The organism is Jatrophihabitans lederbergiae (assembly GCF_031845305.1).
Taxonomy (GTDB): Bacteria; Actinomycetota; Actinomycetes; order Mycobacteriales; family Jatrophihabitantaceae; genus Jatrophihabitans_A; species Jatrophihabitans_A lederbergiae.
Window position 1 is genome coordinate 32,716 of record NZ_JAVREH010000023.1, and the last position, 20,392, is coordinate 53,107.

At 69.9% G+C, this 20,392-nt stretch carries 21 protein-coding genes; 14 read left to right on the forward strand and 7 right to left on the reverse strand.

Annotated features, from left to right (window positions below):
• Positions 1-31 precede the first annotated feature (31 nt).
• The 4 genes from dop (at position 32) to prcA (ending at position 3,637) form a co-directional block, all read left to right on the forward strand.
• Positions 32-1,549 (forward strand): depupylase/deamidase Dop, encoded by a 1,518-nt coding sequence (gene dop / locus RM423_RS15720; RefSeq protein ID WP_311423992.1) that lies wholly within the window; start codon positions 32-34, stop codon positions 1,547-1,549.
• 171 nt (positions 1,550-1,720) lie between these two features.
• On the forward strand, positions 1,721-1,927 hold the full coding sequence (locus RM423_RS15725) for a ubiquitin-like protein Pup (RefSeq protein WP_311423993.1): 207 nt from the start codon (positions 1,721-1,723) through the stop codon (positions 1,925-1,927).
• Between the two features lie 77 nt (positions 1,928-2,004).
• Positions 2,005-2,778, forward strand: a complete 774-nt coding sequence (gene prcB / locus RM423_RS15730) for a proteasome subunit beta (RefSeq protein ID WP_396327742.1) — start codon at positions 2,005-2,007, stop codon at positions 2,776-2,778.
• A 64-nt stretch (positions 2,779-2,842) separates the two neighbouring features.
• Positions 2,843-3,637 (forward strand): proteasome subunit alpha, encoded by a 795-nt coding sequence (gene prcA, locus RM423_RS15735; protein WP_311423995.1) that lies wholly within the window; start codon positions 2,843-2,845, stop codon positions 3,635-3,637.
• A 35-nt stretch (positions 3,638-3,672) separates the two neighbouring features.
• On the opposite strand, the gene RM423_RS15740 is transcribed toward prcA, so the two are convergent.
• A complete protein-coding gene (locus tag RM423_RS15740; RefSeq protein WP_311423996.1) occupies positions 3,673-4,218 on the reverse strand; it encodes a QcrA and Rieske domain-containing protein in 546 nt (181 codons plus the stop codon).
• A 149-nt stretch (positions 4,219-4,367) separates the two neighbouring features.
• On the opposite strand from RM423_RS15740, the gene RM423_RS15745 reads away from it, so the two are divergent.
• Both RM423_RS15745 and RM423_RS15750 read left to right on the forward strand, forming a co-directional pair.
• Positions 4,368-4,916, forward strand: coding sequence for a sigma-70 family RNA polymerase sigma factor (locus tag RM423_RS15745; protein ID WP_311423997.1), 549 nt, complete (start codon positions 4,368-4,370; stop codon positions 4,914-4,916).
• Positions 4,913-5,599 carry an anti-sigma factor family protein gene (locus RM423_RS15750; protein ID WP_311423998.1) on the forward strand — a complete coding sequence of 229 codons (687 nt, stop codon included), beginning with the start codon at positions 4,913-4,915 and terminating at the stop codon, positions 5,597-5,599. The genes RM423_RS15745 and RM423_RS15750 overlap by 4 nt, the downstream gene beginning before the upstream one ends.
• Positions 5,600-5,684: 85 nt before the next feature.
• On the opposite strand, the gene RM423_RS15755 is transcribed toward RM423_RS15750, so the two are convergent.
• The 4 genes from RM423_RS15755 to RM423_RS15770 all read right to left on the reverse strand — a co-directional run bounded on the left by RM423_RS15755 (position 5,685) and on the right by RM423_RS15770 (position 8,301).
• Entirely contained in the window at positions 5,685-6,350 is a 666-nt protein-coding gene (locus tag RM423_RS15755) for a class F sortase (protein WP_311423999.1), read from the reverse strand.
• Positions 6,351-6,384: 34 nt separating this feature from the next.
• Entirely contained in the window at positions 6,385-7,077 is a 693-nt protein-coding gene (locus RM423_RS15760) for a DUF4397 domain-containing protein (RefSeq protein WP_311424025.1), read from the reverse strand.
• Positions 7,074-7,235, reverse strand: a complete 162-nt coding sequence (locus RM423_RS15765; RefSeq protein WP_311424027.1) for a hypothetical protein — start codon at positions 7,233-7,235, stop codon at positions 7,074-7,076. The genes RM423_RS15760 and RM423_RS15765 overlap by 4 nt, the downstream gene beginning before the upstream one ends.
• 181 nt (positions 7,236-7,416) lie before the next feature.
• A complete protein-coding gene (locus RM423_RS15770; RefSeq protein WP_311424000.1) occupies positions 7,417-8,301 on the reverse strand; it encodes a hypothetical protein in 885 nt (294 codons plus the stop codon).
• A 345-nt stretch (positions 8,302-8,646) separates the two neighbouring features.
• On the opposite strand from RM423_RS15770, the gene pafA reads away from it, so the two are divergent.
• The 6 genes from pafA to RM423_RS15800 all read left to right on the forward strand — a co-directional run bounded on the left by pafA (position 8,647) and on the right by RM423_RS15800 (position 15,032).
• The gene (gene pafA / locus RM423_RS15775; RefSeq protein WP_311424001.1) at positions 8,647-10,005 is read left to right on the forward strand and encodes a Pup--protein ligase; all 1,359 of its coding nucleotides are present in this window, start codon (positions 8,647-8,649) and stop codon (positions 10,003-10,005) included.
• Between the two features lie 80 nt (positions 10,006-10,085).
• Positions 10,086-11,096 (forward strand): helix-turn-helix transcriptional regulator, encoded by a 1,011-nt coding sequence (locus RM423_RS15780; protein ID WP_311424002.1) that lies wholly within the window; start codon positions 10,086-10,088, stop codon positions 11,094-11,096.
• Between the two features lie 18 nt (positions 11,097-11,114).
• On the forward strand, positions 11,115-12,059 hold the full coding sequence (locus RM423_RS15785; RefSeq protein ID WP_311424003.1) for a helix-turn-helix transcriptional regulator: 945 nt from the start codon (positions 11,115-11,117) through the stop codon (positions 12,057-12,059).
• Between the two features lie 10 nt (positions 12,060-12,069).
• Positions 12,070-12,264: a hypothetical protein gene (locus RM423_RS15790; RefSeq protein ID WP_311424004.1), complete on the forward strand. Its 195-nt coding sequence runs from the start codon at positions 12,070-12,072 to the stop codon at positions 12,262-12,264.
• On the forward strand, positions 12,261-13,193 hold the full coding sequence (tatC, locus tag RM423_RS15795) for a twin-arginine translocase subunit TatC (protein ID WP_311424005.1): 933 nt from the start codon (positions 12,261-12,263) through the stop codon (positions 13,191-13,193). Before RM423_RS15790 ends, tatC begins: the two co-directional genes overlap by 4 nt.
• A 420-nt stretch (positions 13,194-13,613) precedes the next feature.
• Positions 13,614-15,032 (forward strand): MFS transporter, encoded by a 1,419-nt coding sequence (locus RM423_RS15800; protein ID WP_396327743.1) that lies wholly within the window; start codon positions 13,614-13,616, stop codon positions 15,030-15,032.
• 15 nt (positions 15,033-15,047) lie between these two features.
• Here RM423_RS15800 and RM423_RS15805 read toward each other — a convergent pair whose 3' ends face one another.
• On the reverse strand, positions 15,048-15,830 hold the full coding sequence (locus tag RM423_RS15805; RefSeq protein WP_311424007.1) for a hypothetical protein: 783 nt from the start codon (positions 15,828-15,830) through the stop codon (positions 15,048-15,050).
• Positions 15,831-15,921: 91 nt separating this feature from the next.
• Between RM423_RS15805 and RM423_RS15810 the strand changes: the two genes are divergently transcribed.
• Both RM423_RS15810 and RM423_RS15815 read left to right on the forward strand, forming a co-directional pair.
• A complete protein-coding gene (locus RM423_RS15810) occupies positions 15,922-16,527 on the forward strand; it encodes a hypothetical protein (RefSeq protein ID WP_311424008.1) in 606 nt (201 codons plus the stop codon).
• A gap of 33 nt (positions 16,528-16,560) precedes the next feature.
• Positions 16,561-19,377 carry a DEAD/DEAH box helicase gene (locus RM423_RS15815; protein WP_311424009.1) on the forward strand — a complete coding sequence of 939 codons (2,817 nt, stop codon included), beginning with the start codon at positions 16,561-16,563 and terminating at the stop codon, positions 19,375-19,377.
• Between the two features lie 46 nt (positions 19,378-19,423).
• On the opposite strand, the gene RM423_RS15820 is transcribed toward RM423_RS15815, so the two are convergent.
• Positions 19,424-20,371: a 5'-3' exonuclease gene (locus RM423_RS15820; RefSeq protein WP_311424010.1), complete on the reverse strand. Its 948-nt coding sequence runs from the start codon at positions 20,369-20,371 to the stop codon at positions 19,424-19,426.
• Positions 20,372-20,392: the final 21 nt, after the last annotated feature.

Below are 20,392 nucleotides of genomic sequence, written 5' to 3' on the forward strand. Positions count from 1 at the left end.
AGGCAAGGCGCTCGCCACGTAGCGTGATCACATGAGCGCAATCCGGGTCATGGGCACCGAGGTCGAGTACGGCATCAGCATGCCGGGCAATCCGAACGCCAACGCCATGTTGATGTCGGCCCAGGTGGTCAACGGTTACGCGTCCCTGTTGCCCGGTGGCAGGCGACGACGGCCGGGCTGGGACTTTGAAGAGGAGTCGCCACTACGCGACGCCCGCGGCTTCGACCTGTCCGGTCCGAACAACGTCGCCGAGCAGTTCCTCGCCGACGAGGAGGACGCCGGTCTGGCGAACGTGGTACTCCCGAACGGCGCGCGGCTGTACGTCGACCACGCCCACCCGGAGTACTCCACCCCCGAGGTCACCTCGCCGCTGGACATCGTCCGCTTCGACAAGGCCGGCGAGCTGGTGATGGCGGCCGCCGCGGCGCAGGCGCAGCGGCTCAACGGCGCCACGATCACGCTCTACAAGAACAACACCGACAACAAGGGTGTCTCCTACGGCGCCCACGAGAACTACCTGATGAGCCGGCAGACCCCGTTCAGCTCCATCGTCAGCCAGCTGACGCCGTTCTTCGTGACCCGCCAGGTGGTCACCGGCGCCGGCCGGGTGGGCATCGGCCAGGACGGTCACCAGCACGGCTTTCAGCTGAGCCAGCGGGCGGACTTCTTCGAGGTCGAGGTGGGGCTCGAGACGACGCTCAAGCGACCGATCATCAACACCCGGGACGAGCCGCACTCCGACGCCGAGAAGTACCGGCGGCTGCACGTCATCCTGGGCGACGCGAACCTGGCTGAGCTGTCCACGTTTCTCAAGGTGGGCACTACCGCGCTGGTGCTGGCGATGATCGAGGACGGCTGGCTGGGCGAGGACCTGCGCATCGCCGAGCCGGTCCGCGAGCTGCGGGCGGTCAGCCATGATCCGTCCCTGCGGCACGCGGTGCGGCTGGCCGACGGGCGGAGCATGACCGCTCTGGACGTGCAGCGGGAGTACCTGGATCGGGCGCGCAAGTACGTCGATGACCGGTACGGCAGCGACGTCGACTCCCAGACCGGGCAGGTGCTCACCGAGTGGGAGTCGGTGCTGACCCGGCTCGGCGAGGACCCGATGCTGCTCGCCGGTGAGCTCGACTGGGTGGCCAAGCTGCGGTTGCTCAACGGCTTCGCCGAGCGTGACTCCCTGGACTGGTCCTCGCCGCGGCTGCACGCGGTGGACCTGCAGTACGCCGACATCCGCCCCAGCAAGGGGCTGTACCACCGGCTGGTGCAGCGCGGCTCCATGCGCACCCTGGTAGCGCCCCGGGACAGCGCCGCGGCGGCCGACGAACCGCCTACCGACACCCGCGCGTACTTCCGCGGCGAGTGCCTGCGCCGCTATCCGGAATCGGTCGCGGCGGCGTCCTGGGACTCGGTGGTCTTCGACGTGGGGCGGCAGTCACTGGTGCGGGTTCCGACGATGGAGCCGCTGCGGGGGTCCAAGGCGCACGTCCAGGATCTGCTCGACCGCTGCCCCACGGCAGAGGCACTCGTGGCGGAACTGCTCGGCCGTTAGCACGCCGAGCGAACGCTCGGTTGATTGCGCCGTCGGGATCTGGGCCGGATCGACTGAACGGCCGTCCACAACACGCTGAGGGTGTCGAAACGCCGATCCTGGACTGGCGTTGACGGATCGGGCTACTAGTGTCGAGATAAACCCGCGCCGGGCGGGTCTGCGGAGGTAAACATGGCCAGTCACGAAGGCGGACAGTCCCGTCCCGCCAAGCAGCGCGACGAAGTAACCGACGTCGCGGAGGACACCACCGGCGATGTCGCGGAGCGGCACGAGAAGCTGACCGACGAGGTCGACGCGATCCTGGACGACATCGACGAGGTGCTCGAGACCAACCCCGAGGACTTCGTCCGCAGCTTCGTGCAGAAGGGCGGCCAGTGAGCGGACAGCACAGTGATTCCTCGCACGGGCTGCTCCGGCTTGCAACCGCAACCGGGTCCTCGTCGTTCGTCGACTTCATGGCCACGGCGGCGGCCGACCTGTTGCCCACCCCGACGGTGACCGGCGCGCAGGCCTCCCACGGCGCCGGCTTGGTGCACGCCACCACGATCGTGGCCGCCACGTTCAACGGCGGCGTCCTGATGGCCGGTGATCGGCGAGCGACCATGGGCAACCTCATCGCCCAGCGCGATATCGAGAAGGTCTTCGCCTCCGACGACTACTCCCTGGTCGGCATAGCGGGCACCGCAGGCATCGCCATCGAGCTCGTGCGGCTCTTCCAGGTCGAGCTGGAGCACTATGAGAAGATCGAGGGAACGGCGCTTACCCTCGACGGCAAGGCGAATCGCCTGGCCACCATGATCCGGGGCAACCTCGGTGCCGCGATGCAGGGCCTGGCAGTGGTCCCCCTGTTCGCCGGATTCGACCTGGACAGCGCCGGCACCAGCGGAGCCGCCGAGGCGGGCCGGATCTACAGCTACGACGTCACCGGTGGGCGTTACCCCGAGCGGTACTACCACTCCGTCGGGTCCGGTTCGGTGTTCGCCAAGAGCTCGCTGAAGAAGCTGTGGCACCCCGGGCTGACCGAGGACGACGCCGTTGCGGTGGTGGTCGAGGCGCTGTACGACGCTGCCGACGACGACTCCGCTACTGGTGGCCCCGACCTCACTCGGCAGATCTACCCGGTCGTCTACGCGGCGACCGCTGACGGAACGCGCCGGGTTCCGGACAGCGCGCTCGACGCGGTCGTCCGCGCGCTGCTCGAGCGCCGGGCCGCGGCCCCTGGCGCCTGAACCGCCTCCTGCCAGCCCCCGAATCACCGCCCTCGAACTACGCCTATGAAACCCGGAGAATTCCATGTCGATGCCGTTCTACGCCTCGGCCGAGCAGATCATGCGCGACCGGTCCGAGTACGCCCGCAAGGGTATTGCCCGGGGTCGCAGCGTCATCGTCCTCACCTACGCTGACGGGGTGCTCTTCGTCGCCGAGAACACCAGCTCGGCGCTGCACAAGGTCTCCGAGATCTATGACCGCATCGGTTTCGCCGCGGTGGGCAAGTACAACGAATTCGAGAACCTGCGCGTCGCCGGCATCCGGCTGGCAGACCTGCGCGGCTACTCCTACGACCGCCGGGACGTGACCGCGCGGGCTCTGGCCAACGCCTATGCGCAGACGCTGGGCTCGATCTTCACCGAGCAGCAGAAGCCGTACGAGGTGGAGCTCTGCGTGGCCGAGGTGGGCTCGCAGCCAGGTGCTGAACAGCTCTACCGGCTGTCCTATGACGGCACCATCGTGGACGAGCGCAACTTCCTGGTGATGGGTGGCCAGGCGGAGGCCGTCGCGGCGTCGGTGAAGGACGCCTACAGCGCCGATCTGCCGTTGACCGAGGCGGTGTCACTGGCCGTGCGGGCCCTCGGTTCGGTGGGCGCGGACGGCGGCGGGTCCCGGACGCTGTCGGCCGAGAGCCTCGAGGTGGCGGTGCTGGACCGCAACCGGGGCACCCGCAAGTTCCGCCGCATCGCCGGTGCGGCGCTGGCCAGCCTGCTCCCGGCGAGCGCTGAGTCAGGAACGGCCGACACCGGCACCTCCGCGGCTGGTCCCGCAATCGACGGTCCGGACACGCCACCCGGGGCACCCGAACTCGGCGACTGAGTCCGGGCGACCCAGCTCGCGTCTTGGCTCGCGAGTCAGCCCGCGACGATGTTCGTGCCCGAGATGGCGACCTTCACCGCGGGCAGCGGGCGCGAAGCCGGTCCGTTGAGCACGGCTCCGGTAGTGACGTCGAAGACAGAACCATGACAGGGGCAGTCCAGCTGCTTGCCTGCCGGCGCGACAGCGCAACCCTGGTGCGTGCAGATGGCGCTGAAACCCGCCACCGTGGTGGCGGTCGGACGCGAGATGATGATCTTGGATCCGTCCGCGCCGGTCGCTGCGATCGCCTCGCCGACCTTGATGTCGGACAGCTTGGCCAGCGCCGGACCGGCCGCTGCCGCCGAACTGCCCGCACCGGCCGTGGCAGAACCGGATGCGCCGCCGCTCGCGGAACCGGATGCGCCGGCACCGGCCGAACTGGCAGTGGTCGCGGGGGTCGTCACGGTGTCGCTGCCAGGCTGCGCGGCCTGGGAGCACCCGGCCAGTGCGAGGCCACCGACGCCGACCACTCCCGCAGTCAGCACATTGCGCCGGCTGACGCCGCCCGACAAGATCCTGCCGCCGTTCTCAGCATTGCTCATGAGGTTCTCCACTCGTCGTCCACACTGGTTGCATCTTCAAGTAGAGCCAACGGGATGCGCGCCCGTTCGGTTCACCGCCACGCGCGATTGAACCGAATCCACAGCGGACCCGTATGGGAGATAGCCACCGAACGCCGAAGGGAGCCGGGATGCAGCGCGACACCGCGGCCGTCGATGAGCGCGAACTCATGCGCGCACTGCACGACGAGCACGCGGCTGCCTTGTGGGTCTTCGCCATACGGTTGACGGGCGGTGACCGGCAGGCCGCCGAGGATGTCGTGCAAGAGACCCTGCTGCGCGCCTGGCGCAATCCGGGTCACCCTGTCTTCACCGCCGAGCAGGCCGGCTCCGCACGCAGCTGGCTCTACACGGTGGCCCGGCGGATCGTCATCGATGACTGGCGAGCCCGCAGCGTCCGACCCGAGAAGCTGATGCCCGACCTACCCGAGCACGGCGGCACCGATCACACCGATGGCCTGGTCGAGCAGCGGTTGATCGCCGACGCGCTGCAGCGGCTGAGTCCGGAGCACCGAGCGGTCCTGGTGGAGATGTTCTACCGGCGGGCAACCGTCCGAGAGACTGCCGTCCAGCTCGGGATCGCCGAAGGCACCGTGAAGTCGCGAACGCATTACGCGCTGCGCGCGCTGAAGCTGGCACTGGCCGAAATGGGAGTGATCGAGACGGGGAGAATCCAGTGACGGCCGAGCACGCCGACTTCGAGCACGATGACGCCGCCTACCTCCTCGGCGGCCTGGACGAGCCCGAGCGGATCGCGTTCGAGGCACACCTGGCCGGCTGCTCGACCTGCCGGGCTCGGCTGGCTGAGCTGGGTGAGCTGCCGGGGCTGCTGGCGCGCGCTGACGCCGACTACCTGCAGGCCACCCTGGACGCGCCGGAGCCGGTCCCCGAGACCCTGCTGCCGCGATTGCTGCAGGCCGTCACCGCCAGTCGCCGTCGGCGGCCCCGGCGCTCGGCCGGGATGGGACTCGCGGCGGCCTGCCTGGTGGTGCTGCTCGCGATCGCCGGAGTCAGCGGCTGGCGGGCGTCGCACCGTCCCGATGCGCTCACCATGCAGGCGGTGGGCCCGAACGGCGCGGACGTGCACGCGACCATCCTGCTGACCACGGCCGGGTCGGGGACCAGGGTCAAGCTCGACTGCGGTTACCACGCGGGCACCGGCCGCTATCCGAACGCGGTGCCGCCCTCGTACCGGATGGTGATCTTCAATCGGCTGGGGGAGCGGGCCGACCTGGGTGTCTGGCAGCCGCTGCCCGGCGAGGACGTAGAGATCGCGCGCACCAGCCCGTGGCCCCGCGCCAGCATCACCAAGATCGAGGTATCCAACGCCAGCGGCGAGACCGTCCTGCGGCTCACGCTGTGACACCCGCCCCCTGCTGGCTAGCTGTAGCTCAGGCGCGGGGCCGAGCGGCTCAGTGCACATCCGTCCACGCGGGCGCTCCGAATGCTCAGGCCAGCCGCGCGGACACCACGAGGTTGTCCAGGTAGCTGTGCGCGTCCCGGTCGAACTGGCCGGTGCAGGTGATCAGTCGCAGCTCCGGCAGCGGCGTGGGCCCGTACACCGCCGTGGTCGGAAAGTGGTCCTTGGGATAGGACCGCATCGCCTCGACAACGAAGCGCAGCGTGCTGCCGTCCTTGCGTTTCACCAGCACCGGATCACCGACGCGCAGGTCCCCCAGCCGGAAGAACACCGCCGGGCCGGACATCGAGTCCACATGTCCGATGATGACCGCCGGGCCGGTGCCGCCGGGCACGATGCCATCGGCGTACCAGCCGGCCTGTTGCCACTCGGTCGGCGGCTGGAGTTCACCGTTGGCCAGCAGGCCCAAACTCTCCAGGGAACTGTCCACGCCGATGGACGGGATGCTGACCCGGGTAGGCGGGCTGGTACCTGCAGCGGGCGGCAGTGTGCCCAGCGTGGGCTCCGCGAGGCTGCCCTCGGGGCTCTGCTGGTCGGACGTCCCCGGGGTTGTTGTCGCTGAGCCCGCCGAGCTGGGCACCACCGCACCCAGCACAGCCGGTGGACGAGAAGACCCACCGGAATCAGACCGGTTCAGGATCAACAGGCCGGTGCAGGCGGCGAGCACCAGTGCCGCCACCAGAGCCAGCAGCACGCCTGGGTCCCGGTGCCACTCGGTCTCGGCCCGGTCACCGCCCCAGCCGTCGAGCCGTCAGGACCGCTCCTCCCGCGAGCACCGGGCACAGCAGCGCGAGCCCCAGCACGCCGGTACCGCCGTGCGAACCGGCTGCGGTGCCGCCGCCACCCGCGGGAACAGCGCCCACCGGCAGCACGCCGGCACCGGCCGCGTCGACGACGGACCGGATGGTGATCCCGCCGCCGGGCGCGTCCAGCAACAGCACTGAGCTCACCGCTCCGGAAGCGACCGTGACGTTACCGGCCGCGCTCACCACCGATCCACCGACCGAATTGGCCCGCAGCGACCACGTCCCTGCCTTCACCGAGGTGTACTTGGTGGTGGTGGCGAAGGCGGCCTGATCGGCGACGGTCGGACCGCCGATTGCCACCACGTCCGCCCGGGACGCCCGGCTCGCCGCCTGGATCAGCCGGACCTTGCCGGTGCCCGGCGCCGGCAGGCTGAGGTCGTCGTGCAGCACGATCGAGCGCAGCGACGCGGACGAGCCGATCGCGGCGGTGGTGTAGGCCTGGGCCGCCTTGAGATCGAGATTCCACGAGATGACCGGCCTGCTGGTCGCGGCCGCGCCATGCGGTCGCATCGAGACCACGTAGAGCCCGGCCGGGACGGAGCTGTACGGGGTGACGGCACCATAGACGGCGTCCGGAACCCATAGCCGCGCCGTCTTTCCGGCGAACCCGGTCAGGTAGACGTCGACCCCCGGGTGTCGGGGGAGAAGTGCGCGGCTCGGATGAGCGCGGGTGCGTCGGCAGCACCCGCCGGGCTGGTGAGCCCAACCGTGGCCAGCAGCCCCGCGAGCAGGACGGCGGACGCGGCAGCCCAGCGGGATATCGATCGGACCATGTCGGCCTCCAGGTCGGAACACGAGGGTCGTGCCCGCGTACATCGGCCATTCTCTTCATGACCGTCCTGCTGCCAGCGCGGGGGACCGCACTGAGCGGTGACGTGAGCGTCCCACCCTCGTGAGCGGGACGCGGGCCTCAGCCCACCGGCGGCTGGACCTCAGCCGACCGGCGGCTGGACCTCAGCCCACCGGCGGCTCCGGTGCGACGTCGGGCAGCCAGGTGATCAGCTCGGACCCGTCCGCAGCGGCGTGCGACGACAGTGGCCGGTAGCGCGCGGACAGGCTGGCCAGGACGCCGGTCAGCGCGGACCGGTCGACGGCAAGCCGCAGCGTGCGCACCGGGGCGTTGGCGCGCTGCTCAGCCGCGTTCTGCGGAGCCTCCAGCAGCCGAACCGGGGTGCTGGCGGCGAGCGCGGCGACCATCGTGGCCGGCCGCAGATCGAGGTCTCCGGCGTCGAGCACCGTGCGAACATCCGGGGCTGTCTCGACGTTCGGATTCGTCAGCAGCTGGCGTCCGGCCTCGGCGCGCGTCGACACGTCGACGGGGTTGGCGGCGTCAGCGGGGGACAGGATCTGGCGGATCTGCACCTGGTCGGATGCGCTCCCGAAGACCGCCACCGAACGCGATCGGCTCATCGCCTGCGCCTGCACGGTGCCGGCGGTGCCGGTCGAAGCGCGCGCCCGGTCCGCCGGTCCGGCAACCACATAGTCGTAATGCTCATTCGCGCGGCCGGCGTTGAAGTCGATGACCTGGTTCGCGGGAAAGCCCTGCTTCACCAGGGCGTCGCGCAACTGGACATCGGCGAGCAGCCGACTGGTCCGAGGCAGGTTGGCCACCACCCAGCCAGCGGTCTGGGACTGGGTCGCCGCGCTTACCGCCACCTCTGCGGCGGTCCGCACGTTGCTGCCGTCCGGGCGAGCGGCTGAGCCGTCCTCGCCCCGCGCGCGCTGCCCCGCGACCAACACCACCGCGGCGACGGAACCGAGGATCCCGATGGACAGCAGCAGCCGGATCAGCGCCTGGGAACTGCGGTGTGTCGAGGCATAGCCCGCCAAGCCGACCACGTCGCCCCCGGTCCGTCCCGACTGAGCGTGTTGGAGTTCCAACGTGCTCAACAAGCTTCGCGGGCTGTGGCCCTCATGCCGGCTCAGGTCACTGAGCGGCGGTGGCGATAGGCGAGGGCCCCGAATCGCCGCCTGTCACCTCTGTGAATACTCCGCCGCGCGGGCGGCTCGCAAGGTTGCCCGGCAAGATTGCCGGAAAGTCGACCGCCGTCCTCACACGGACCAAAAGTCGTTGACCGTGCGTAGTACAACGGCCGCTGAAGGTGGCCGGTCGAGTAACAACAGAACCACGACATCGACGTCAACAGCGCGCATGGCGCGCCTCCGCTGACTAGGCTGAGGATCGTGCAGCGACGTATCTTCGGCCTAGAGAATGAATACGGTGTGACCTGCACGTTCGAGGGTCAACGCCGGCTCAGTCCTGACGAGGTTGCCCGCTACCTGTTTCGGCGGGTGGTCAGCTGGGGCAGGTCCTCGAATGTCTTCCTTCGCAATGGCGCCCGGCTCTATCTCGACGTGGGCAGTCACCCCGAGTACGCGACGCCCGAGTGTGACTCGCTCACTGCCCTGGTGACCCATGACAAGGCGGGGGAGCGGATTCTCGAGGGCCTGCTCATCGACGCCGAGAAGCGGCTGAACGACGAGGGCATCGCCGGCGACATCTACCTGTTCAAGAACAACACCGACTCAGCCGGAAACTCCTACGGCTGCCACGAGAACTTCCTGGTCGCCCGGCACGGCGAGTTCAGCCGGATGGCCGACGTCCTCATTCCGTTCCTGGTCACCCGGCAGCTGATCTGCGGTGCCGGAAAGGTGCTGCAGACTCCCCGCGGAGCGGTCTATTGCCTGAGCCAGCGGGCCGAACACATCTGGGAAGGCGTCTCGTCGGCAACGACTCGATCGCGCCCGATCATCAACACCCGGGACGAGCCGCACGCCGACGCCGAGCGCTACCGGCGGCTGCACGTCATCGTGGGCGACTCGAACATGAACGAGTCCACCACGCTGCTGAAGGTTGGCAGCGCCGACCTGGTGCTGCGGATGATGGAGCAAGGCATCACCTTCAAGGACCTCACGCTGGAGAACCCCATCCGGGCGATCCGCGAGATCAGCCACGACCTGACCGGAACCCGCCAGGTCAAGCTCGCCAACGGCCGGATGGCGAGCGCGAGCGAGATCCAGCGCGAGTACTACGAGAAGGCCCGAGCCTTCGTCGACACCGCCGGGTCGGACCCGGCGACCGAGCAGGTGCTGGACCTCTGGGGCCGCACCCTGAAGGCGGTCGAGTCCTCCGACCTGAGCCTGATCGACCGCGAGATCGACTGGGCGACGAAGTACCAGATCATCGAGCGTTACCGCAGCAAGTACGACCTGCCGCTGTCCTCGCCGCGAATCGCGCAGCTCGACCTGACCTACCACGACATCCGGCGGGACCGCGGGCTGTTCTACCTGCTCGACAAGCGTGGAGCGGTTGCCCGGATCTCGAGCGACCTCGCCATCTTCGAAGCCAAGAGCGTGCCGCCACAGACGACCCGCGCCAAGCTGCGCGGGGAGTTCATCAAGCGGGCGCAGGAGACTCGCCGCGACTTCACCGTCGACTGGGTGCACCTCAAGCTCAACGACCAAGCCCAACGGACCGTCCTGTGCAAGGACCCGTTCCGCGCTGTGGACGAACGGGTCGAAAAGTTGATTGCCTCGATGTGAACGTCGGGGTGAACGGCCCCGAGCGCTCCTCGCGGGGTGGTGCGCGGACATCAGGTGGCCGTCGCCTACCGTTGTCGGATATGGCAGCGCGACGGCAGCAACGACTGGTCAGTCTGGTGTTGTGCCTTCTCTCCACCCGGCAGTTCATCTCCGCGGACCGCATCCGCGACACCGTCGAGGGCTACGAGGTCGCCGACGACTCAGCCAATCCGGACGAGGCCTTCAAGCGCAGCTTCGAGCGGGATAAGGCCGAGCTGCGTGAACTCGGTGTCCCGCTGGAGACGGGGCGCAATTCGGCGTTCGACACCGAGGACGGCTACCGCATCGCCCGCAAGGACTTCGAGCTGCCACCGATCGAGTTCACGGCGGACGAGGCGGCCGCGGTGGGCCTGGCGGCCCGGCTGTGGAGCACTGCCTCGCTGGCGACCGAGGCGCGCACCGCGCTGATCAAGCTGCGTGCGGCCGGTGTCGAGATCGAGGACCCGCCCGGCGCGGATGCGCTGCCGCCGCTGGCCGGCAACGAACCGGCGCTGCCCGACCTGGTCGCCGCCGTGTCCGGTACCCGGGTCGTCCAGTTCGGTTATCGCAAACCCTTCGCCGAGGCGGCCGAGCGCCGGACGGTCGAGCCGTGGGGCGTGCTGTCCTGGCGCGGGCGCTGGTATGTCGTCGGCCACGATCGCGCGCGCGACGAGGTGCGCAGCTTCCGGCTGGATCGGATCGCCGGCGAGGTGAAGACGCTCACCGGGCCGTCCGGCGTCGCCCGCACCACCCGGCCGGCCGGCCTGGACATGCTCGACCTGGTCCGTGGCGCCAATCCGCAGGCCGACCAGCGGGCGCTGGTCTGGGTGCGGCCCAACCGGGCCGGTCAGCTGCGCCGGCTCGCGCGCGCCGCCGAGCCCAGGATGCACGACGGCGAGCCGGGGCACCTCCTCACGATCGACTACCGGGACACCGATCGACTCGGCGGACTCGTCGCCGGCGCGGGCACAGACGCGTACGTGCTGGAGCCCCCGGCGCTGACCCGCTCCGTGGTGTCGCTGCTGGGCGCCGCCGCAGGAGTCGGCACGCCGGGCTATGAAGGAGCGCAGTGAGCGCGGAGGTGAGCAGAAATGACTGACACCGGGGACAAGGTGTCGCGGCTGCTGGCACTGGTGCCCTACGTCCTGAACAAGGGTGTGGCGTCGATCAGCGAGACCGCGAACACCTTCGGCATCGGGGAGGACCAGCTGCGCAAGGAGCTGGAGATGCTCTGGCTGTGCGGCCGGAGCTCAGGCCCCGAGGACCTGATCGACCTGATGTTCGAGGGCGACACCGTCTCGGTCACCTACGACGGCGGCCTCAGCCGTCCCCTGAAGCTGACCGCGACCGAGGCGATGACCCTGGCCGTCGCGCTGCGAACCCTCACCGACCTGCCCGGCGCGATCGAGGGCGGCTCCGCCGAGCGGGCGCTCAGCAAGATCGAGACCGCGGCCGGCCAGCACCTCGACACCGCCGCGGTCGATATCCGACTGGCCGGGCAGGACCGCTGGCTCAGCCTCGCCCAGCACGCGGTCGCCGACAAGCGCGCCATAGACCTGCACTACTACAGCGCGACGCGGGACGAGTCGACCCACCGGGTTGTGGACCCCATCAGCGTGTTCCACGCCGACGGGCTGGCCTACCTGGAGGCATGGTGCCGGCGCGCCGAAGGCATCCGGATCTTCCGGCTCGACCGGTTCGAGGACGCCACGCTGCTCGACGAGCCCGCCCGGGTCCCGGCGGACCTGACCCCGACCGACGTCAGCGCCGGTGTCTACCGTCCGGCCCCGGAGCATCTGCTCGTCGAGCTCAGTCTCGGCGCGGGCTGGGAGTGGGTCAGCGAGTACTACCCGTGTGAGTCCACCAGCCCGGCCGAGCATTCTCTGCGCGTCACCCTGCGGGTCGCCGAGCCGGCCTGGGTGTCGGCGCTGGTCCGCCGCTCGGGTGGGGCGGTACGGGTGCTCGCGCCGGAATGGCTGGCCCGCGGCGTGCGGAGCGACGCGGCGCAGGCGCTCGCCGCCTACGGCGAACAGTAAGCTCCCCGTCATGCAGGCATGGATCGTCGGCGGCGCCTGGTTGTTCGCCGTCCTCGTCGCGGTGGTCGTGCTCGGTTTCGCGCTGTACGAGCTGGTCTGGAAGACCCGCCGGCTGACGACCGAGCGGGCGTCACTGGAGCAACTGGTGGCCGAACTGACCGCTGTGGGCGAACAGCTGCGAACCTCGGCGGACCGGCTGAGATGACCCGGCTGCCGCGGCGGGCGCCTCGGGAGCCCAATCCCGAGGGCCGGATGGCCGTCCTCGACCACCTGCGCGAGCTGCGTCGCCGGATCATCATCGTGATGATCCTGATCGCGCTCGGCGCGGTGATCGGGTGGCTCGTCTACAACCCGCTGCTCACCGTGCTCAAGCATCCCTACTGCAACATTCCCTACCAGCACCGCCTCGGTGCGCTGAACCAGAGCGAGGGCCAGTGCAAGCTGCTGTTCCGCGCGCCGCTCGACGGTTTCACCATCCGGTTGAAGGTCTCGGTGGTCGCCGGGGCGATCATCACGGCGCCGCTGTGGCTGTACCAGCTCTGGGCCTTCGTCACACCCGGCCTGCGGCGCAACGAGAAGCGCTGGACGGTCGGCTTCGTCATCGCCTCGACCCTGCTGTTCGCCGCCGGCATGGCGCTGGCCTACGTCACCCTCTCGAAGGGCCTGGACGTGCTGATCACCCAGGCGGGCAGCGGCACCCAGGCGGGTCTGGACGTCACGAGCTACATCTCGTTCGTCATCCTGATGCTGATTGTGTTCGGGGCATCGTTCGAGCTGCCGCTGTTGATCGTCATGCTCAACGCCGTCCGGGTGCTGCCGTTCTCGGTCCTCAAGCGCGGACAGCGGCTCGGCATCTTCCTGATCTTCGTCTTCGCCGCGGTGGCCACCCCGTCGACCGATCCGTTCACCATGACGGCGATGGCGCTGCCGATGTGCCTGCTCTTCGAGCTGGCGGTGCTGTGGTGCTTCCTGCACGACCGGCGCCGGGCACGCCGCCAGGCCGCCGAAGAGGCCGAGCAGTTGCCCGACGATGTCGCCTCGGCGGTCGACCCGATTCCGGAGCGGCTGCCCGAGAACGCGGGCCGGACGGGTTCGGACAGCCGCGCTGAAACGGAGTGGACGGACCTGCCGTGACCCGGTCGCTGATCACGCTCGTCGGAAACCCGGGATCGAACACCTGGTCCCGCGTCGGGTCACCACCCGCCGGGCTGTCGGCCACGCCGCCGGGCGGATGGCAGAGCGAAGGCGATCTTCAGGCACCATAGTGAGGTGACCTTGCCATCCTCAGAACGACCCGGCGTGGACTCCCGCGCTGATAGCGGCCCCCGTGGCCGGCACTCCTCAGGCGCCGTGGCGAATCCGGTGCCGGCCGCGGAGCTGATCCGGGCGCTGTCCGAAGAGTTGCCCGCCGGTGCCGCGTCCAGCGATGGCTCAGCGGGGCACGCAGCCGATCCACCAGCCGCTGACCCGAAAGCCGCTGACCCGCTCCCTACGCCCAACAGCTCCGACGGCCCCGACTACGTCGCCGACCCGAACCGGTGGAAGGCGCTCGCCATCTGCCTGGTCGGTGGCTTCATGGTGCTGCTCGACGTCTCGATCGTGAACGTGGCACTGCGCTCGATCAACCAGGGCCTGCACGCCTCCGGCGACGCCATCCAGTGGGTGCTGTCCGGGTACTCGCTGACGTTCGGACTGCTGCTCGTTCCGGCCGGCCGGCTGGGTGACGCCCGCGGCCGCCGGCGGCTGTTCATCGCCGGGCTGCTGTCCTTCACACTGGCCAGCGCCCTGTGCGGGGCCGCGCAGAACTCCACCTGGCTGGTCACCGCCCGGTTGGTGCAGGGACTGGCAGCCGGACTGCTGACGCCGCAGATCAGCGCGCTCATCCAGCAGCTGTTCCGGGGTCGCGAGCGCGGAAAGGCGTTCGGGCTCTTCGGGGCCGTCGTCGGCATCTCGACCGCGCTGGGCCCGCTCATCGGCGGTCTCCTCATCCAGGTCTTCGGCGAGGCCGAGGGCTGGCGCTACGTGTTCTACGTCAACCTGCCGATCGGGCTGATCGCCGTTCCGTTCGCGCTCAAACTGCTGCCTGGCGCCTCTGCTGAGCAGCGCAAGCGCAAGCACGACTTCGACCCGGTCGGCGTGATCCTGCTCGGCGTCGGCATCGTCGTCCTGCTGCTGCCCCTCGTGCAGGAGCAGAGCTGGAAGGGTTCGGCCAAGTGGCTGCTCATCCCGGCGGCCGTGGTCATCCTGGCCGGCTTCCTGGCCTGGGAGGTGCACTACCGCAACCGCGGCCGGGACGCCCTGGTGGACCTCACCCTGTTCCGGCTGCGTTCCTTCTCGTTCGGCAGCTCCATGATCACCGTCTACTTCGCCGGCTTCACCTCGCTCTTCTTCGTGCTGACGCTGCTGCTGCAGTTCGGGCTGGGCTACTCTGCCCTGCTCGCTGGTGTCGTCTCGCTGCCGTTTGCCCTGGGCTCGGGCCTCGCCGCCGCACTGGCCGGCCGGGTCGTGCACCGCTTCGGCCGCTCCCTGATCGTGATCGGCCTGACCCTGGTCGTGGTCGGCTATCTCGGTGTCATCGTCGCCGTTCGCGAGGTGCCGACGCACAACACCGGCTGGGCGCTGCTGGCGCCGCTGCTGATCGGTGGAGCGGGCTCGGGCATGGTGATCTCGCCCAACCAGACCCTGACGCTGGCAGAGGTTCCGGTGCGCCAAGGTGGCACGGCGGGCGGCCTGATCCAGGTCGGGCAGCGGATCGGTGCCTCGATCGGGATCGCGGCGGTCGGCTCGGTGTTCTACTCCGAACTGGCCTCCAGTCACGGCAGTTACAACAAATCACTGCAGCACGGACTGGTGGTGGCGGTGGGGTTCCTGCTGGTCGCCCTGCTGCTCGCGGCCGGCGATGCGGTGTGGCGGACCCGGCAGACGAGCGACCCCGCACCGGAGAAGCTGGCGCAGGAGCCGGCCGCCGCCTGAGCGGTAACCCGCTGGTCACCTGAGCGGTAACCCGCGGTGCCGCGCCAGATAGGTGGCCGCCGCCGTCCCGCCCACCCAGATCAGCAGCCCGAACACGAAGATCACCAACCCCCGGACGTCGATGGTGTGCCAGCGCCGCGGTAGTTCCCGCAGGATGGCGCCCGGGGTGTCGCCGACGGGGTCGACGGCGTAGAGCAGCGCGTACGGCAGGACGAGGTGGGCCAGCCAGCGGGCGGTGCGCCGCAGGTTCCGCCGCTCCCGCCAGCGCTGCCGCACCGGCTTGGTGGCCACCGGGAGCAGCACCGACACCAGATTGCCAATCCCCAGCCAGGCCAGCATAGGCAGCGCGACCCCGGGCAACGTCAGCACCAGCCGGTTGGCGGTCTCGCTGCGAGCGGTCAGCACGGCCGTGAACACCAGGGTCGGCAGCCCCACGATCACCAGCAGGGCCAGGTTCTTCGGAAGCAGGATCCGTCCCAGGGTCACCCCACGCTCCAGGCTGCCGCGTACCCGGGCGGCGTCCAGGCCCAGCACGTTGGTCGTCGTCACGTCGGCCATGATGAACACCGCGAAGTACGTGCCCACCAGGATCACCCAGTCGCCGTGGCGCTGCCCGCGTAGCGGCACCCACAGCAGCCAGAGCAGCGACAGCACCAGGTTCAGCGCCACCCCGGCGAGCCACGTCCAGGGCCGCTTGAAGGACCACCGCAACTCGCTCAGCACCCGGCGCAAGATCCTGCGCTCGAGGATGCCGGGATCGCGTGGAGTCCGTGGCGGAGCCGTCGCGGAGTTGGACACTCGCCCATTGTGGCAAAGCGAAAAACGGGATACTGGACGGCGGGCACAAGAGAGCGCCGCAGGCCGAAGCCAATCCGGAAGGCACTCCCACGTGCAGGTCGTCGAGATACAGGGCCGGTTCGGCGCGTTCCGCGCCGGCGCGGTCGGCCATGTCCGCGAGGCCGGGGTGCCGATCGAGCTACGCCGGGTCCGCCGGGTGCTGGACGTCCGGTCGTCCCCGCTTGCCGCCGTGGGGGTGCCCGCGCTGCTCGTGGTGCTGTTCCTGCCGCTGGTCGTGGTACGCGAGCTGACCGATCCGAGCTGGCTGCTGCCGGCACTCGCCGAGGCAGGCTGGCTGGTCCTGGGCATCGCTGCCTGGCTGCTCTGGCGGCGCAGCGCGGCCGGTGAGAGCCGCCGCGCCGCGACGCAGCAAGCCGCCGCGCTGACCTCGCTGGCCGAGGCGATGGCGGCCGGTGCGGGCAGGTTCACCTGGGACGAGCTGGTGCTCCGGGTGGACCCCGCGCACCGATTGCTGACCACCCACCGCGCCAACGGCACCGGCGAGACGATCGAGGACTGGCCCGGTGACCTGGTCGAGGCCTACCTCGACCTGCGTGCCGCCTTCGCCCGGCCGGGTGCGGAGCTGCGCATAGTGGAGGTACACGCGCTGCGCTCCGGTGCGGTGACCGGCCGGCTCAGCTACGTCCACAAGAGCTGAGGCCGCACGCGGCCCGGACCGTACGCTGAGGCCATGTCCTCGCCGGCTGAAAATTACTCCCGTTCCCGTCAGCGGACCCGCTTTCCCACCCTGACCGATTTCCGCTCCGGTTACTCCTTCGAGCTCGACGACTTCCAGATCGCGGCCTGCGAGGTGCTGGAGCAGGGCCACGGCGTCCTCGTCTGCGCTCCTACCGGTGCTGGCAAGACCATTGTCGGCGAGTTCGCGATCCACCTGGCGCTCTCGCTGGGCCAGAAGTGCTTCTACACCACGCCGATCAAGGCCCTGTCGAACCAGAAGTACAACGATCTCATCGACCGGCACGGCTCCGCGAAGGTCGGCCTGCTCACCGGCGACAACGCCATCAACCCGAACGCGCCGATCGTGGTGATGACCACCGAGGTGCTGCGCAACATGCTTTACGTCGGCAGCGACGCCCTCACCGGCCTCGGCTTCGTCGTGATGGACGAGGTGCACTACCTCGGCGACCGATTCCGCGGCGCGGTGTGGGAAGAGGTGATCATCCACCTGCCGGACGCGGTGCGGTTGGTCTCGCTGTCGGCCACGGTGTCCAACGCCGAGGAGTTCGGCGACTGGCTCGTCGAGGTGCGCGGCGACACCCGGGTCATCGTCCACGAGGAACGGCCGGTGCCGCTATGGCAGCACATGCTCGTCGGCAACCGGATGTTCGACCTGTTCGCCACCGAGGAAGACGCCGACGAGGCAGCGGGGCCGGCCGCGGCGGTGCGCGTCGACCGCAGCCTGCAGCAGTACGTCCGCGAGCGGATGCGCTTCGGTGACATTGCCGACGGCCGGGACCGCGACGGCGGGCGGTCAGGTCGCGATGGCGGGCGGTACCGGGTGCACGGCCCGCGCTGGCGGCCACCGCACCGGGCCGATGTGATCGCCCGGCTGGACCGCGAGGGACTGCTGCCCGCGATCACCTTCATCTTCAGCCGTGCCGGTTGTGACGCCGCCGTCCGGCAGTGCGTCGCGTCCAACGTCCGGCTCACCACCGACGAGGAGCGGCTCGAGATCCGAGCGCTGGTCGAGGATCGCACCAAGCACCTGGCCGCCGACGACCTCGACGTGCTCGGCTATTGGGACTTCCTGGACGGCCTGGAGCGGGGCATCGCCGCGCACCACGCCGGCATGATCCCGGCCTTCAAAGAGGTGGTCGAGGAGCTGTTCGTGCGCGGCCTCGTCCAGATGGTGTTCGCGACCGAGACCCTGGCGCTGGGCATCAACATGCCCGCCCGGACGGTCGTGCTCGAGCGCCTGGTGAAGTTCAACGGCGAATCACATGCCGACCTGACCCCGGGGGAATACACCCAGCTGACCGGACGGGCCGGGCGGCGGGGAATCGACATCGAGGGCCACGCCGTCGTGCTGTGGACCCCGGAGGTGGATCCGGCCCGGGTGGCAGGCCTGGCCTCGACCCGGACGTACCCGTTGCGCTCGTCGTTCCGGCCGTCCTACAACATGGCGATCAATCTGGTGTCACAGGTGGGACGCGAGACCGCCCGGGAGCTGCTGGAGTCCTCGTTCGCCCAGTTTCAGGCGGACCGCTCGGTGGTCGGCATCAACCGGCAGATCGTGCGCAACGAGAAGGCCCAGGCCGAGCTGCGCGCCAAGATGCGGTGCCACCTCGGCGACTTCGAGGAGTACAACGAGCTGCGCGTCCGGCTCTCCGAACGAGAGAAATCGCTGTCCCGGCAGGGCGCCTCGGACCGGCGGGCAGCGGTCGCCCAATCGGTCGAGGCGCTGTCGGTCGGCGACGTGATCCGGGTGCAGACCGGCCGCCGAGCCGGGCTCGCGGTCGTGCTCGACCCCGGCGTATCGCCGATCGCGGACCCCCGGCCGCTGGTGCTCACCGAGGACCGGTGGGCCGGTCCGGTCACGCTGCTGGACTTTCCCAACGCCGTCGAGGTGCTGGGCCACCTGCGGGTCAGCAAGCACTTCAACCACCGCAACGCCGCCGCGCGCAAGGACCTGGCCGCCTCGATCCGCAACCTCCGCCTTCCCGACGATCCGCGAGCCGGACGGCGGCGCCGGGGCAACCCTGCCGGGAACGATCCGGAGTTGACCGAGCTGCGCCGGCAACTGCGGGCGCATCCGTGCCACGGCTGCCCGGACCGTGAGGACCATGCCCGCTGGGCCGAGCGCCACAACCGGTTGGAGCGCGAGACCGAGGCACTGCGCCGCAAGGCCGAGGGGCGCACGCACTCGCTGTCCCGGACGTTCGATCGGGTGTGCGCCCTGCTCACCGAGCGCGGCTACATGAACCCGGTACCGATGGCGGCCTTGGCAGGCGCGGAGCCGAGCAGGCCCGGCATCACCACCGCCGGCCGCCAGCTGTCCCGGATCTGGTCCGAGTCGGACCTGCTCATCGCCGAGTGCCTGCGCGCCGGGGTGTGGAAGGGTCTGAACGCCGCCGAGCTCGCGTCGGTCTGCTCGGCGATGGTGTATGAGGCCCGCCGGGACGAGCCGACCGCTCCCAAGCTGCCGCAGGGCAGCGTGCGCGAGGCGCTGGCCGAGACCGTGCGGCTCTGGGGCGAGGTCAGCGAGCGCGAGGCGGAGTACGACCTGCCGCTGTCGCGGGAGCCTGACCTGGGTTTCGGGTGGGCCAGTTACCGGTGGGCGCGCGGGGATTCGCTGGACAAGGTGCTGAGCTCGCTGGCCGATGACAGCAGCGCGCTGCCCGCAGGCGACTTCGTCCGGTGGATGCGCCAGCTCCTGGACCTGCTGGAACAGCTCTCGCGCGCCGACGCGATCGACCCGGGCATCCGCTCGACCGCGGCCGCTGCCATCTCCGCGCTGCGCCGCGGCGTGATCGCACAACAGCTCTAGCGAAGGCCTGCCCGAGCTCGAGCTGTCAATCGGGTATAGCACAGCTCTAGCGAAGGCTTGCCAGCTTCTCCAGCGCGGTGGTCAGCCGTCCGGTGGCGCTGCCGATGCCGAACTGCTCAGCCAGCGCCGCCAGCATGTCGAGATCGGCCGGCGCCGCCGGGATGGCGGTGTCGAGCTCCGGCACCGGCACGTCCTGACGGCCCCGGACCACGGCGGGCGCCACCGCCAGGTAGTCCCTCGCGGCCAGCACCTTGGCCCGCACCGACGCGCTCATTGCCTTGTCCCCGGACTCGGCGGCGGCCACGATCTGCTCGATCGGCCCGAACTCGCTCACCACGATGGCGGCCGTCTTGACGCCGATCCCGGCGACACCCGGCAGGCCGTCGGACGGATCGCCGCGCAGGATGGCGAAGTCGGCGTAGTGCTCCGCCGGCACGCCGTACTGCTGCCGCACCTCGTCCGGGGTGAACTCGACGATCTTGGCGATCCCCTTGCCGGTGTAGAGCACCCGCACCCGTTCGGTGGTCAGGTCGATCAGGTCCCGGTCGCCGGAGACCACGTCCACCAGCTCACCGCGCTGGTCGTGACGGTGGGCCAGGGTGGCGATCACGTCGTCGGCCTCGAAGCCGGCCGCCCCGACCGAGCACAGTCCCGCCGCCTTCAGCACTTCCAGCAGCACCGGCACCTGCGGCGCGAGCAGGTCGGGTGTCTCTTCGACGTCCGGCTCGCCGTCCGCGGTCTCGGTCATCACGCGGTGCGCCTTGTACGACGGAACCAGGTCGACCCGGAAGGCCGGGCGCCAGTCGTAGTCCAGGCAGGCCACGAAGTCGGTGGGCCGGTAGCGGGTGATGAGGGTCGAGACCATGTCGGTGAAGCCGCGTACCGCGTTGACCGGCATGCCGTCGGGCGCGGTCACCGACTCCGGCACCCCGTAGAACGCCCGAAAGTACAGGCTCGCCGAATCCAGCAGCATCACGCGCTTCGCCTCAGGCACTGGCACACGATAACGTCGCGG